Genomic DNA, 13,405 nt, shown 5'->3' with positions numbered 1-13,405 from the left:
AAAACCCCTGACCCTACGGCACGAGCCGTTCGACAGCGCGCATCGCGTTAAGGGATTTGTCATAAACCAGTGTCAGGATCCGCCTGCCGCCGGTTTTCGCGGCGATCTGCGGCAGGTGCCGCGCCGTGCCCGCCGCGATCGACACGGCGATAAAGCCGCGGCGCGTCAGATTGGCCATGTCAGCCCTCCAGTTGAGAGTGATTCTCATATGGGTGTCCCGGGCGCGGCATTCAATCTCTTGCCGCGCGCGCCCCTTCTCGGTTAACTCGCGCCATGACACACGGACCACGCCTCACCCGCCTCGCCCAGACGCTGCCTGCCACCGTGCCCTTCGTCGGCCCCGAAGCACAGGAACGCGCCCAGGGGTTTGAATTCAAGGCGCGCCTTGGAGCCAACGAAAACGTCTTCGGCCCCTCGCCCAAGGCAATCGCCGCGATGGAACGTGCGGCCTCGGAAATCTGGATGTATGGCGATCCCGAAAGCCACGATCTTCGCCATGCACTGGCCGCCCATCATGGCGTCGGCCCGGAAAACATCATGGTCGGCGAAGGCATCGACGGCCTCTTGGGCTACCTTGCCCGCCTAACCGTCGAGGAGGGCGATCGCGTTGTCACCTCGGACGGTGCCTATCCCACCTTCAACTATCATGTGGCGGGTTTCGGTGGCGAGTTGATCAAGCTGCCCTACCGCGATGATCGCGAGGACCTGCCCGCGCTTCTGGAAAAGGCCGCCGAGGTCGACGCGAAGCTGGTTTATTTTGCCAATCCCGACAACCCGATGGGCACATGGGCCAGTGCCGCGGAAATCGAATCCGCACTCGACCTGATCCCCGAAGGCACGCTGCTGATCCTTGACGAGGCCTATGTCGAATTCGCCCCAGCCGGAATCGCGCCGCAGATCGACATCAACGATCCCCGCGTCGTACGGATGCGCACCTTTTCAAAGGCTTACGGCATGGCCGGCGCCCGCGTGGGCTATGCCATGGGCGCCCCGGACCTGATCACCGCCTTCAATAAGATCCGCAATCATTTCGGCATGAACCGCACCGCGCAGGCCGGCGCGCTGGCGGCTCTGCGTGATCCGCAATACCTCGCCCAGACCATCTCGGATGTGGCCGAGGCCCGCGCCGAAATCGCCCGGATCGCCGCCGAAAACGGCCTCTCCACCCTGCCCTCGGCCACCAATTTCGTCGCCATCGACTGCGGTGCCGACGGCGCCTTTGCCAAGGCGGTGCTGGATGCGCTGGTGGCGCGCGGCATCTTCGTGCGCATGCCTTTTGTCACCCCCGGCAACCGCTGCATCCGCGTCAGTTGCGGCCGCCCCACCGATCTGGCGCAGTTCGCCGCTGCCCTGCCCGGCGCATTGGCCGATGCGCGCCAGGCCAGCGCCGGCTGACGATTTATTTACTCAATTTTTGCGGTTTGCAGGCTAAGCTGGTCGAAGCTGCCAAGGAGCCTTGCCCCATGCGTGACCGCGACCGCGCTGCCGCGCCGGATTACACAAATGCCGCCCTTGTCATGGGGCTGGTCAACCTCTTGTGGTCCTTCATGCTGATCTGGGCCAGTCTGGGCTTGCCCGCCGTCGTCGTGACCGCAGTCTTTCTCAACTACCTGATCACCCGGCTGGAACACCGCCGCGCCCGCGAGGGATAGGGTAATCCCTTCCTGCTCCTGGAAAAACCGGGATACGGCAGTCGCTCAGCAGTCTCGGAACCTTGCTCCCTGCCGGCCCATCACACCTGCGCCAGCTCCGCCGCAGCAGCTTCAAGCGCGCCGCGCCCGCGCGGGATTTCCAGCGCCTGGAACGCCGCCTCGATCCCGCCCAACAAGCCCATGATCATCTGCGCATTCACGTGGCCCATGTGGCCCAGCCGGAAAAAGCCCTGGCCGCGCTCGTCTCCCTCTTCCGACATGCCCAGACCAATCCCCAGGGTCAGACCGGCATGCTCTTCCACCCATTTGCGCAGGCGCGGCCCGTGCGGCAGCCCGATCCGCAGCGACGTCACCGCGCGCGAGCGCTGCGCCCGCTCCGGGATATTCAACCTCAGCGGCCCGCCTTCGCCCCATGTCTCGCAGGCGGCCCAGATTGCCCGCGCATGGCGCTCGTGCCGGGCCCAGATCGCCTCGATCCCTTCCTCGCGGATCATGTCCAGCGCCTCGCGCAGGGCAAAGAGGTGATGCGTCGGCGCGGTGCCGCCGAAATACTGGTAGTAGATCTCCGGGTTGGCCCGAGGAACCCAGTCCCAGTACCGGCTCACGCGCTCCATGCGGCCACGCACCTCGGCGGCGCGGTCATTGAAGAAAACAAAGCCCAGCCCCGGCGGCACCATCAGCCCTTTCTGGCTGGCTGTGACGGCCACATCGACACCCCAGGCATCCATCTCGAACCGGTCGCACCCCATAGACGCGATGCAATCGGCCATCAAGAGCGCGGGATGCCCCGCCGCGTCGATCGCCGCGCGCAGTCCCGCCATGTCATTGAGAACGCTCGAGGATGTGTCCACATGCGTGGCGATGACCGCCTTGATCCGGCCCTCTTTATCGGCACGCAGCGCCTCTTCCACGCGGTTCGGGTCCAGCGGCGCAGCACGGCCGAAATCGATCAGCTCCACCTCGGCACCCAGCCCCTCGGCCATCTCGGCCCAACCATGCCCGAACCGTCCGGTGGCCGGCATCAGCACCGACTCCCCCGGCGCAATCACGTTAGCCAGCGCCGCTTCCCAGGCGCCGTGGCCATTGCTGATATAGATCGTCGCGTGGCCCTCGGTGCGCGCCACGTATTTCAGATCCGGGATCAGCGTATGTGTCATTTCGTGCAGCGCGCCCTCGTAGATATTGGGCGCCGAACGGTGCATCGCTCGCAGCACGCGCTCGGGCATCACCGAAGGGCCGGGAATGGCAAGGTAGGCGCGGCCACCAGCGTCGGACATGTGCAGATCTCCTGTTGAACGCCGTGACACTAGCCGCCCGGCGCGCGGCGTCAATCCTGCCCTTGCCCCCGCTATGCTTGCCAGCACGGTCCGGCTTCTCTACATGGAGGCCAGCCTGGCCTGTCAGAGGCAACCCAAGCGACGGACCCCAAGAACGCGCATGACGCCAATCGCCCACTTTCGAAACTGGACACGCGGTCTGCGCAGCTCGCTTGAAACCGATACGCTGGCCACCGAAGAGGCCCGCCGCAAGGCGCGGCGCTTCATGATGTGGTTCGACCATGAATTCGTGCGCATCCCATGGTCGAACTTCGCGCAGGTCGCACCCGGCGTCTACCGCTCGAACCAGCCCACGCGGAAACGGCTGGAGCGCTACGCCGCGATGGGGATCAAGACCGTGCTTTTCCTGCGCGCCCCCACCAAGGCGCCGCCCTACCTGCAGGCGCAGGCCTATTGCGAAGAACTTGGCCTCACCCTCGTTGCGCGCAGTCTCGCGGCGCGCTCCGCGCCGTCGCGCGATATCCTACTGTCGCTGATCGAGGTGTTTCCGACGCTGGAAAAACCCTTCCTCATGCACTGCAAGTCCGGCGCCGACCGCGCCAGTTTCGCCTCGGCCGTCTGGCTCCTCACCCAAGAAGGCGCCAGCGTGGATGAGGCGCGCAAGATGCTCAGCCCGCGGTTCATCCATTTGAAATGGACGAAAACCGGCATTCTCGATTATATCCTCGATGCCTACGACCTGCGAAACACCCGCGCCCCCATCGGCTTTGCGGACTGGGTCGCAACCGAGTATGACCCGGACGCGCTGCAAGCCGGCTTTGACAACAAGGTGCCGCTGGCATGAGCGACAAGCCCGACCCCAAGACCGCCCCCGATGTCGAGCGCAGCCGCGTGCTGATCTCGTGGTTGTGGCGTGATTTCCTGCGCAACCATATCGGGGTGCTGATCCTGGCCGTCGTCTTTATGGCGATGGAAGGCGCAATGCAGGGCGCTCTGGCCCTGATGATGCGCCCGATGTTCGATGATGTCTTTCTCGAAGGAAACAGCACGGCGCTGGTCTGGGTGGGTGTCGGCGTGATGGGCGTCTTCATCGTCCGTGCCATTGCCTCGGTCGGTCAGAAAACCGCGCTTGCATATATTTCACAGAACATTTCCGCCACGATGCGCCTTCGCCTGCTTGACAGGATCATGAGGCAGGATGGCCCGTTCCATCAATCGCACCCCCCCGGCTTCCTGATCCAGCGGGTGCAAACCGACGTGGCCACGATCAACTCGATCTGGCCCAGCATGCTGACGGGGCTGGGCCGGGACCTGATCACGCTCGTCGTGCTGATGGGGGTTGCCATCTCGGTTGACTGGCGATGGACGCTTGTGGCGCTTGTCGGCGCGCCGCTGCTGATCGCGCCCAGCCAGATCGTGCAGCGGTTCGTACGGGCGCGGGCGCGAGAGGCGCGCGATCTTGGCGCCCGCCTGGCGACACGTCTGGACGAGGTGTTTCACGGCATCATCCCGGTCAAGCTCAACCGGCTGGAACGCTACCAATCCGACCGCTACCGGGGCCTGACCGACAACCTTGTCCGCGCCGAGGTCCGCGCCATCGCCGGCGCGGCGACCATTCCCGGGCTTGTCGATATCATGGCCGGGCTGGGCTTCCTGGGTGTGCTTTGGTTCGGCGGCCGAGACATCATCGAGGGTGAAAAGACGGTGGGCGAGTTCATGTCCTTCTTCACCGCCATCGGATTTGCCTTCGAACCCCTGCGCCGCATCGGCAGCATGGCCGGGATGTGGCAGGTGGCCGCCTCTGGGCTGGAACGGGTCAAGGTTCTGTACGATGCGAAGCCCACGCTGGTCTCACCGCCGAACCCCGTTGCCCCGCCGGCAGGCGTGCCCGGGATCGTGCTTGACGATGTCTCGCTCTCCTACGGTGACGCGCGCGTGCTCGATCATCTCGGGCTGGTGGCCGAGGCCGGGAAGACAACGGCGCTCGTCGGCGCGTCCGGCGCGGGCAAATCAACCATCTTCAACCTGCTTACCCGGCTGGTCGATCCGCAGGAAGGCAAGGTGGAGATCGGCGGCGTCGCCGCTTCGGCGATGAACCTAGGCGACCTGCGAAATCTCTTTTCCGTCGTCAGCCAGGATGCCGCGCTGTTCGATGAAACTCTGCGCGAGAACATCCTCCTGGGCCGCACCGATGTCAGCGAAGCCAAGCTCCAGGAGGTGCTGAAGGCCGCGCATGTGACGGATTTCCTGCCCAAGCTGGCCGAAGGGCTCGACTCGCCCGTCGGGCCGCGCGGCTCAAACCTGTCGGGCGGACAGCGTCAGCGTGTGGCCATTGCCCGCGCGCTGCTGCGCGACACCCCGATCCTGCTGCTGGACGAGGCCACTTCGGCGCTGGATGCCGAATCCGAAAAAGTGGTGCAGGAGGCGCTCGAGAAGCTCTCCAAGGGCCGCACGACCATCGTGATCGCGCACCGGCTCTCGACCGTGCGCGAAGCCGACAAGATCGTGGTGATGGATCGCGGCAAGGTGGTCGATGAAGGCACCCACCAGGAGCTGTTGGAGCGGGGCGGCATCTATGCGCGCCTGCACGCGCTGCAATTCAAGACCGATGGCCCGACCGCCGATAGCGCCGCGCTAGCCGCTCTGGATCCGAACCTGTCAGGAAGCGCAGCTGGAGCAGCAGGTTTTGCAGGCCGCGGCGGAACCAGCCTTCTGTCTCGTATCTTCGGGCGCTGGTTCGGGCAGTAACGGCCAGGAGTGTGATCCGCCCTTTCAGCGCCCGCGCCATCGCCACATCCTCCATCAGCGGAATGTCTGGGTATCCGCCCAAGGCGTCATACATCACGCGCGAGATCAGCAGCCCCTGATCCCCGAATGGCAGCCCGAAGACACGTGTGCGCAGGTTGGCCCAGCCCGCCACGATCCGCGCGGGCAGGGCCATGCTGTCGAAGCCAAGCCGGAAACAGGCCGCCCGGTCGGGGGCCGCCTCGATGTGGTTCAGAACCGCCTCGGACCATCCCGGCGCCAGCACCGTGTCGGCATGCAATACCAACACCCACGCCCCCTTGGCCACCGCGACACCACGCTGCAACTGCCCGCCGCGCGATGGCTCCCCCTGCAGAATCTTCGCGCCCACCTCGTCGGCGATGTACAGCGTTTCATCGGTCGAGCCTCCATCGGAGACGATCAACTCGCGGATCACGCCGGCCTGCAACCCCTCGAACAGCGCGGCAAGCGTTGCCGGCAATACCGCCCCGGCATTCAGCGTGGGGATAACGATGGAAACGGCTGCACGCATTTTGCCCCCTGTTGCGGCCTGCAACACGTCCTATATTCCATTGAGCGAACAGACGGGAGAGCAGAATGCCACGCGCGATCTATCGGGTCACCGGCGAAGACCGGGAGAGCTTCCTTCAGGGGCTTGTCAGCAACGATGTCAGGAAACTATCCGATGGCATGGTCTATGCCGCGCTTCTGACACCGCAGGGCAAATACCTCGCCGATTTCTTCCTCGTGCCCGATGGCGACGCGATCCTGATCGACATAGATGCCAGCATCGCCGCCGCCACCATTCAACGCCTGAACATGTACAAACTGCGTGCGAAGGCCGAAATCGCGGAAACCGGTCTGCACCTGCACCGCGGAACGGGCGCTGTACCCAAAGACGGTTTCGCCGATCCACGCCACCCGGCGCTGGGCTGGCGCGCCTATCGCGATGTACCTCAGGACGGCGACACGACCGACTGGGAGGCGATCCGCGTGGCGCATTGTATTCCGCAAACGGGCATCGAACTCGGCCCCGATACCTTCATTCTCGAAGCAGGCTTCGAACGCCTGAACGGCGTCGATTTCCGCAAAGGCTGCTACGTGGGCCAGGAGGTGACCGCGCGGATGAAGCACAAGACCGAGCTTCGCAAGGGCCTGGGCCTCGTGCGGCTCTCGGCTCCGGCTACACCGGGCACGCCGCTGACCAACGATGGCAAACCGGCCGGCGAATTGCACACCGTCTCGGGCGATCACGCAATCGCTTATCTGCGCTATGACCGGGCCGGGCCAGGCCTGATGGCCGGTGACGTCCCCGTCATCCGGGAGCACGACGCAGAAGCGCAGGACTGAAAACGCCGCCCCCGGCAACACGGCCAGGAGCGGCGTTCATTTATTTGACCCACGAGTTGCGGGACCAGTTCTCACCGGCCCCGCCTTCGTGAGAAAAAAACTACGAACTCGTTACCCGTTCCCACGAACGCCGGTGCCCCCCTTTGCTGCCTGAACCGGCTGGCCGCAAAACCGGAAAACTCGTTAAATCCCCAAAAACCAGACCAGATTGAACACGAGAGGCCCCGAACACCGCTAACTTGCGATATCACGATGGGCCATGGCAGGGGAAAAACATCTCAGCATTCCCGCTAACTCAGGGTTGAAGCCACCAAGAGAAAACCCCCGGCCATAGTGGACCGGGGGACATCGCAAATTGGAAGTTTTCCGGCCTGTCAGGCGCGCTCGGAATATTCCATCGTTTCGGTATTCACCACGATATCTTCGTCGGGGCCCACGAAGGGCGGCACCATCACCTTGATCCCATTGTCCAGGATCGCAGGCTTGAAACTGTTCGCCGCGGTCTGGCCTTTGACCACCGGTTCGGTTTCGACCACCTTGCAGGTCACCTTCTGCGGCAATGTCGCGTTCAGCGCCTCGTTCTCGTAGAATTCCACAACGATCGTCATGCCGTCCTGCAGGAACGGGCGCCGTTCGCCCAGGATTTCCGCGGGCAGTTCGATCTGCTCGTAGGTTTCGGCGTCCATGAATACCAGCATCCCGTCATTCTCATACAGGAATTGCTGATCCTTCTGTTCCAGCCGCACCCGCTCGACTTTGTCGGCACTGCGGAACCGCTCATTAAGCTTGCTTCCGTTACGCAGGTTGCGCAGTTCCACCTGCGCAAAGGCACCGCCCTTACCGGGCTTCACGTGGTCTACTTTCACCGCGGCCCATAGGCCGCCGTTGTGCTCCAGTACGTTACCGGGGCGAATCTCGTTTCCGTTGATCTTGGGCATTGTGTCAAAACCGTGGCAAAAGGTTGATCAAAGTTTGAGCGCACCTATATCTGGGGCTCGCGCGGAGGGCAAGAAGACGAAATATCGTGCTGCACCTGCAGAAGCTATGCAAATTTTTCATGCAAGCTATGCATTTGCGGCCTATCCGAATCGGATGAAACTCGTCATAAGGAACTCCACGCCGAAATTACAAGAGCAATAACAAAGGACGAAACATGAAGGATTTCGTTGACGGCACGGCCTTTAACAATGAACAGGGCAACCGTGCACGTAAACTGTTCGCAGCTGTTGTGTTGGCTGCTCTGGACGACGCTATTGCGGACGACAAGAAATACGGCAACGGGCCCGAGCAGATCGCCCGTTGGGCGCGCTCGCGCGATGGGCGCGAAGTGCTGTCCTGTGCCGGGATCGACCCGAACGAACGTGTCGTTCAGGGCCTGATGGAATTCGTGGCCAAGGGTGTACGCACCTCGGTCGCACTGTCGCGCGAGGAAAGCGAGCGCCGCAATGCCGCGGCGGCCGCTGAGCAGGCTGAAGCCGCCTGACGCGCCAGACCTCCGTGTCTTCAAAACCGGTCTTCGCCACGGCGAAGGCCGGTTTTCTTTTGCCCCCCGTCCCGGTTAAGTGACGACCGGAGAACAGGAGGCTCAGGTGACTCGCGCCATCATGATTCAGGGGGCAGGCTCGAATGTCGGCAAATCGATGCTGGTGGCCGGCATCGCCCGCGCGCTGACACAGCGCGGATTGCGCGTGGCCCCGTTCAAGCCGCAGAACATGTCGAACAACGCGGCCGTCACGGCTGACGGCGGTGAGATCGGCCGCGCCCAGGCGCTTCAGGCCATGGCCGCGCGCCGCGCGCCGCATACGGACATGAACCCGGTCCTTTTGAAGCCCGAAACCGACATCGGCGCTCAGGTCATCGTGCAGGGTCAGCGATTTGCCACGCTCAAGGCGCGTGACTACGCCAAGGCCAAACCCCAGCTCCTGGCGCCGGCATTGGAGAGTTTTCATCGCCTCGCCGGCACCGCCGACATCGTGTTGATCGAAGGTGCGGGCAGCCCGGCCGAGATCAACCTGCGCGCCGGCGACATCGCCAACATGGGCTTTGCCGAAGCCGCAAACGTTCCCGTGGTCCTTGTCGGCGATATCGACCGCGGCGGCGTGATCGCCCAGATCGTTGGCACAAAGACAGTTCTTCCCGCCGCAGACGCTGCACGCATCCGGGGGTTTGCCATCAACAAGTTTCGCGGCGATGTCTCGCTCTTCGACGATGGCCTGACGGCCATCACGGAGATGACGGGCTGGCCTTCTCTGGGCGTTCTGCCCTGGTTTGACGAAGCCTGGCGCCTGCCGGCCGAAGACGTGATGGATATCCGTTCAACCGCCCGCGACGGCGCCTTCAGAATCGCGGTGCCGCGCCTCGCCCGGATTGCTAATTTCGATGATCTCGATCCCCTCTCGGCCGAACCGGGCGTCAGCGTCGAGATCATCGAGCCCGGCCGCCCCCTGCCCGGCGATGCCGATCTGGTGCTGATCCCCGGCTCGAAATCGACGATCTCGGATCTTGCCCATTTCCGCGCCCAGGGCTGGGACATCGACCTGGCCGCACATCTACGGCGCGGGGGGCATGTCCTAGGCATTTGTGGCGGCTACCAGATGCTGGGCAAAACCATCGACGATCCAGACGGGATCGAAGGCGCGCCGGGCAAGGTTGCGGGGCTGGGCCTTTTGAACGTCGAGACGATCATGAAGCCCGAGAAACACCTTGCCCTGCAACAGGCCACCTACCGGCCCACGGGCGCGGCGCTTTCGGGTTACGAGATTCATATCGGCGAAACCAGCGGCCCGGATTGCACCCATGCCTGGCTCACCGTGAATGGCGCGCGCCATGGCGCGGCGTCGCCCGACGGGCGGGTGCGCGGCTGCTACCTGCACGGCCTGTTTGCCTCGGATCGCTTCCGGGCCGATTTCCTGGCTGCACTGGGTGGCGACGCGCAGATCAACTATGACACGGAAACAGACGCCGTGCTCGACCGTCTCGGCGCGCATGTCACCCAGCATCTTGATCTTGATCTTTTGATGGAACTCTCCGCACCGGTCTGACCTGCACGTAGGTCAGTCCAGCTCCTGCGCGGCCAGGGCCCGGTGAATTTCACGCCGGACCAGCTTGCGCACATTGCGTGTGATCCGCTCGCCCAGTGTGCCCTGCAACTCCTGCCGGACGATCTCGGCCACCATTTCGCGCAGCATCTCTTCGTCGATCACGGCCGCTTCGTTCTCGGCGCCGAACAGGTCAACGCTGTCCGCCTCGTCATCGGCCGCACTCACTCCCAGGGTCGCCGCTGCCGTGGCAAATTCAAAATCGTCGGGGCCGGGTCCGTCATCTGCAGGGGTAGGTGCGCTGACTTCTTCGGCCATACGCGGTTCCGGCTCGGTACTCGGCGTCAGCTCGACTTGCTCGGTTTCCTGGACCGGCTCATCCAGGCGGTCTTCTTCCCAGACATGGTCATGCGCCTGCAGGTTTTCCGCGGGTTCCTCAACATGGTCTTCCCATGTCAGAGTTTCGACAGCCCCCCCGGCATAGGGATCATCCTCATCCCCGTCAGGTTCCCACTCGCCTTCCTGTTCGGCCACAACAGCCTCAAGCTCGGCAATGCGTTCTTTCAGGTCATCGCCCCCCGCGACATCGCCCTCGCCCCGGTCCGCCTCGCCGGCAAGGGCCTCTTCCTCGGCCGGGGTCCCGGTCACGGCCTCTTCGGCAATCTCATCTGCGGCCTCGTCCAAAGCGTCATACACGGCGTCTTCGACAACAGCCGCGAACGTCGCGTGCGGGGCATCGTCTGGTTCCGCATCCTCGGCGCTTGCGAATTCCTCCTGCGCCGGGGCTTCTTCGGCTGTTTCCTCCCCGGTCCCGTCTTCCCCTGCCTCGGGCACCCGCAGCGCGGGAGTCAGCAGCAGCAGCATATTCTCATCGCTAGCGGCTTCACCGCGTGCAGGCGCGACATTGTCTTCCTCGACCGACGCCGTGGCATCATCGGTTTCGGCCTCTTCCCCCTCTTTTGCGGGGGCTTTTTCAGCACTGACGGATGCACGCGCGTTCTCGGATACCAGCCGCCGAATGGACGACAGGACATCCTCGATTTCCACATTGGTCACGGGATCAGACATTTATTTTTACCACTCTACCTCACCCGCGATCTTAGCGCGGCACAGGGATTCTCACAACCGATAGGGACAGTTTTACTCTTTCCCTAGCGCCCGAAGCACTTTGTCCAGCTTCTGGCCCTGCTTCGAGCGAAGCGTCGGCGCGTCCTTCACCATGTTGTAGTAGGCTGCCGGATCATAGCGCGGCACATTCAGGTTGAGCCGCTCGGCCGTCATGTAGCCCATCGCCGCCAGCAGGTCGTAGGAAGAGACATGCTCGTCGATCATCGCCGAAACCAGGTTCGTCCGCGCATCGAGAAGTTCCTGCTCCGCGTCCAGCACATCCAGGGTGGTACGCGCACCTAGTGTTGCTTCTTCTCGTACGCCACGGAATGCCACCTGGGCTGCGCGCACCTGCTGTTCGCCGGCAGCGCGACTTGCGCGGGCCACCTGCAACTGCGCCCAGGCATTACCGACCGCCTGCGCCAGGTTGTGCCGCACGATATGCAGGCCCGAGCGTGTCGCATCGCGCTGCGCCATTGCCTTGCGCGCCAGCGCACTCAGCCGCCCACCCTGGTAGATCGGGCCGGTCACTTCCACGCCGACGCTGCCACCGTTCGAGAACCCGCGCGAGTCGAGCGACTGCGAGAGACCATACTGGCCACGCAGTTTAACCGTGGGCTTCATCGCGGCCTGCGCCGCGGCGATGCCCAGCTCGGCCACCGTAACTTCATGCTGAATCTTCAGCATCTGGGGATGCGTCCGCAACGCGACCGCCTTGGCCGACTCGACCGATCTCGCGGTGCCTGGCACCTTGCGCAGCGGGGCCAAGCGCCCCGGCTTGCGGCCTACCACGGCACGAAACAGTTCGACCGCACTGGCCAAAGCTCCCTGCGCCCCCGCCAGTTGTGCCCGCGCCCCGGCCAGGCGCGCCTCGGCCAGAGACACGTCGGTGCGGGTCACTTCGCCCACCTCGAACCGGTCGCGCGCGGCGCGCAGTTGCTCGGTGATCACGCGCACGTTGTTCTGACGCAGACGCACGAATTCATTCTGACGGTGCACTTCGAGATAGGCCACCGCCGCATCGCGCAGCACGGTCTGCTCGGCCGACACCAGTGCCTGGCGCGTCGCCAGCACGGTTTCCTTCGCTATGTCGATCTGGATCCTGCTGCGTCCGAAATCATAGAGAAGCAGCTCTGACACCAGGCCTGCAGTGGCCTCGGTGGTCGACGATGACCGCGATGTCACCATCGTCGCCGGGTTGAAGGTCCGACCGCGGGAATAGGTCACATCCGCCGACCAGTTGAGGATCGGCTTCAGCGCCGAGACGGCAACTGCCACATCCTCGTCAGCCGCCCGCAGTAAAGCACGGTTCTGGTCGATCAGCCCGTTATGCTTGTAGGCCGACACCATGGCGTCGGCGATGCTTTCCGCCACCGCCACGACGGGCACCGCGCATGTCAGCACGGCCACGCAGGCCACCTTGGTCAGTTTTCCCGTTATCGTCGCCAGTTCCATGGTCTTGCTCCTGTCCAACTGCCCCGCCTTTTTCTGCTCGCGCGCCTAAAGCGCAAAAGCGGTGTGCTTCTCGAATCCTGGCAGAACCGACGCCCCTGCATCAAAGGCAAAGCGCCAGCTCATATGCCCGTCGATCTTGTAACCGATACGCACCTGGCCCAGACCACCCGCGCCTTCGAACAGCACGGCCATGCGGCCGCCATCCTTCAGCTGGTCGATCAGGGCTTGCGGAAGATGCCCGACGGCACCTTCAAGCGTAATCACGTCATAGGGCCCATGCTTGGCCGCCCCTTCGGTCAAGGGGCCGGTATGCATCACCACATTGTCGACACCGGCCTCGGCCAGGGCCGCCTGCGCCTCTTCCGCCATCGTCTCGTTCTCCTCGACGGCCACCACCGCCTCGGCCATGCGTGCGATCACCGCCGCCGAGTATCCCCGGCCGGCGCCGACATCCAGCACGAGCTCGTCGCCCTGCACGTCCAGTGCGTCCAGCATCTTGGCCAAGGTCCGCGGCTCGAGAATCACGCGGCCTCCCCCGAGGTCCAGGTTGTCGCCCACGTAGGCCACGTCACGCTTGTCATCGGGCACGAACATTTCGCGCGGAATCGCCAGCAGCGCCTCGATAATTGGATATTTGGTCACGTCCGAGGGACGAATCTGCGTATCGACCATCATCGTGCGACGCGTGGCGAAATCTGTCATGGGGCAAGCCTGTGCTTTGAAATCGGAGTCCTACTTTAGTTTTTGACACATCTGCCCG

General features: G+C 63.8%; 13 protein-coding genes and 1 pseudogene. 7 read left to right on the top strand and 7 right to left on the bottom strand.

Translation table 11 applies throughout. The features are described 5' to 3' along the window. Nucleotides 1-13 precede the first annotated feature (13 nt). Nucleotides 14-178 carry a Tat pathway signal protein gene (locus tag E0501_RS12185; RefSeq protein ID WP_137701614.1) on the bottom strand — a complete coding sequence of 55 codons (165 nt, stop codon included), beginning with the start codon at nucleotides 176-178 and terminating at the stop codon, nucleotides 14-16. A gap of 95 nt (nucleotides 179-273) precedes the next feature. Between E0501_RS12185 and E0501_RS12180 the strand changes: the two genes are divergently transcribed. After that, entirely contained in the window at nucleotides 274-1,395 is a 1,122-nt protein-coding gene (locus E0501_RS12180) for a pyridoxal phosphate-dependent aminotransferase (RefSeq protein ID WP_137701613.1), read from the top strand. 68 nt (nucleotides 1,396-1,463) lie between these two features. Next, entirely contained in the window at nucleotides 1,464-1,652 is a 189-nt protein-coding gene (locus tag E0501_RS12175; RefSeq protein WP_137701612.1) for a histidinol phosphate aminotransferase, read from the top strand. A gap of 80 nt (nucleotides 1,653-1,732) precedes the next feature. Here E0501_RS12175 and E0501_RS12170 read toward each other — a convergent pair whose 3' ends face one another. Further along, nucleotides 1,733-2,929 carry a pyridoxal-phosphate-dependent aminotransferase family protein gene (locus tag E0501_RS12170; RefSeq protein ID WP_137701611.1) on the bottom strand — a complete coding sequence of 399 codons (1,197 nt, stop codon included), beginning with the start codon at nucleotides 2,927-2,929 and terminating at the stop codon, nucleotides 1,733-1,735. Nucleotides 2,930-3,089: 160 nt separating this feature from the next. On the opposite strand from E0501_RS12170, the gene E0501_RS12165 reads away from it, so the two are divergent. Together E0501_RS12165 and E0501_RS12160 are read left to right on the top strand one after the other, a co-directional pair. Continuing rightward, nucleotides 3,090-3,773 (top strand): fused DSP-PTPase phosphatase/NAD kinase-like protein, encoded by a 684-nt coding sequence (locus E0501_RS12165; protein ID WP_137701610.1) that lies wholly within the window; start codon nucleotides 3,090-3,092, stop codon nucleotides 3,771-3,773. Then, nucleotides 3,770-5,677 (top strand): ABC transporter ATP-binding protein, encoded by a 1,908-nt coding sequence (locus E0501_RS12160; RefSeq protein ID WP_235857832.1) that lies wholly within the window; start codon nucleotides 3,770-3,772, stop codon nucleotides 5,675-5,677. Before E0501_RS12165 ends, E0501_RS12160 begins: the two co-directional genes overlap by 4 nt. Here E0501_RS12160 and E0501_RS12155 read toward each other — a convergent pair. Beyond that, nucleotides 5,613-6,227 (bottom strand): annotated as a pseudogene (locus E0501_RS12155) (TIGR04283 family arsenosugar biosynthesis glycosyltransferase); the annotation flags it as partial. The gene E0501_RS12160 and the pseudogene E0501_RS12155 overlap by 65 nt on opposite strands. A 65-nt stretch (nucleotides 6,228-6,292) precedes the next feature. On the opposite strand from E0501_RS12155, the gene ygfZ reads away from it, so the two are divergent. Beyond that, a complete protein-coding gene (gene ygfZ, locus E0501_RS12150; protein ID WP_137701608.1) occupies nucleotides 6,293-7,045 on the top strand; it encodes a CAF17-like 4Fe-4S cluster assembly/insertion protein YgfZ in 753 nt (250 codons plus the stop codon). Between the two features lie 374 nt (nucleotides 7,046-7,419). Here the strand turns inward: ygfZ and efp are convergent, their stop codons facing one another. Further along, the gene (gene efp, locus E0501_RS12145) at nucleotides 7,420-7,983 is read right to left on the bottom strand and encodes an elongation factor P (RefSeq protein WP_137701607.1); all 564 of its coding nucleotides are present in this window, start codon (nucleotides 7,981-7,983) and stop codon (nucleotides 7,420-7,422) included. A gap of 215 nt (nucleotides 7,984-8,198) precedes the next feature. Between efp and E0501_RS12140 the strand changes: the two genes are divergently transcribed. Beyond that, a complete protein-coding gene (locus tag E0501_RS12140) occupies nucleotides 8,199-8,528 on the top strand; it encodes a DUF6280 family protein (RefSeq protein WP_137701606.1) in 330 nt (109 codons plus the stop codon). Between the two features lie 106 nt (nucleotides 8,529-8,634). Next, nucleotides 8,635-10,086, top strand: a complete 1,452-nt coding sequence (locus E0501_RS12135) for a cobyric acid synthase (RefSeq protein ID WP_137701605.1) — start codon at nucleotides 8,635-8,637, stop codon at nucleotides 10,084-10,086. Between the two features lie 12 nt (nucleotides 10,087-10,098). Here the strand turns inward: E0501_RS12135 and E0501_RS12130 are convergent, their stop codons facing one another. From E0501_RS12130 to E0501_RS12120, 3 genes are all read right to left on the bottom strand, one after another. Then, nucleotides 10,099-11,151, bottom strand: a complete 1,053-nt coding sequence (locus tag E0501_RS12130; RefSeq protein ID WP_137701604.1) for a hypothetical protein — start codon at nucleotides 11,149-11,151, stop codon at nucleotides 10,099-10,101. A gap of 72 nt (nucleotides 11,152-11,223) precedes the next feature. Further along, complete coding sequence (locus E0501_RS12125; protein ID WP_137701603.1) at nucleotides 11,224-12,645, bottom strand: TolC family outer membrane protein; 1,422 nt, start codon at nucleotides 12,643-12,645, stop codon at nucleotides 11,224-11,226. A gap of 45 nt (nucleotides 12,646-12,690) precedes the next feature. Further along, complete coding sequence (locus E0501_RS12120) at nucleotides 12,691-13,347, bottom strand: protein-L-isoaspartate O-methyltransferase family protein (RefSeq protein ID WP_137701602.1); 657 nt, start codon at nucleotides 13,345-13,347, stop codon at nucleotides 12,691-12,693. Nucleotides 13,348-13,405 lie beyond the last annotated feature (58 nt).

The sequence above is a fragment of the Marimonas lutisalis genome, assembly GCF_005434965.1.
Lineage (GTDB): Bacteria > Pseudomonadota > Alphaproteobacteria > Rhodobacterales > Rhodobacteraceae > Marimonas_A > Marimonas_A lutisalis.
Note: the sequence above shows the minus strand (reverse complement) of the source record. Positions and strands in the feature narration are given on the sequence as shown.

Bases quoted from the DNA above. Each gene is read 5' to 3' on its own strand.
- E0501_RS12130 (WP_137701604.1), bottom strand. From the start codon at position 11,151: ATGTCTGATCCCGTGACCAATGTGGAAATCGAGGATGTCCTGTCGTCC.
- E0501_RS12140 (WP_137701606.1), top strand. From the start codon at position 8,199: ATGAAGGATTTCGTTGACGGCACGGCCTTTAACAATGAACAGGGCAAC.
- E0501_RS12120 (WP_137701602.1), bottom strand. From the start codon at position 13,347: ATGACAGATTTCGCCACGCGTCGCACGATGATGGTCGATACGCAGATT.
- E0501_RS12125 (WP_137701603.1), bottom strand. From the start codon at position 12,645: ATGGAACTGGCGACGATAACGGGAAAACTGACCAAGGTGGCCTGCGTG.
- E0501_RS12160 (WP_235857832.1), top strand. From the start codon at position 3,770: ATGAGCGACAAGCCCGACCCCAAGACCGCCCCCGATGTCGAGCGCAGC.
- efp (WP_137701607.1), bottom strand. From the start codon at position 7,983: ATGCCCAAGATCAACGGAAACGAGATTCGCCCCGGTAACGTACTGGAG.
- E0501_RS12180 (WP_137701613.1), top strand. From the start codon at position 274: ATGACACACGGACCACGCCTCACCCGCCTCGCCCAGACGCTGCCTGCC.
- E0501_RS12165 (WP_137701610.1), top strand. From the start codon at position 3,090: ATGACGCCAATCGCCCACTTTCGAAACTGGACACGCGGTCTGCGCAGC.
- E0501_RS12175 (WP_137701612.1), top strand. From the start codon at position 1,464: ATGCGTGACCGCGACCGCGCTGCCGCGCCGGATTACACAAATGCCGCC.
- ygfZ (WP_137701608.1), top strand. From the start codon at position 6,293: ATGCCACGCGCGATCTATCGGGTCACCGGCGAAGACCGGGAGAGCTTC.
- E0501_RS12170 (WP_137701611.1), bottom strand. From the start codon at position 2,929: ATGTCCGACGCTGGTGGCCGCGCCTACCTTGCCATTCCCGGCCCTTCG.
- E0501_RS12185 (WP_137701614.1), bottom strand. From the start codon at position 178: ATGGCCAATCTGACGCGCCGCGGCTTTATCGCCGTGTCGATCGCGGCG.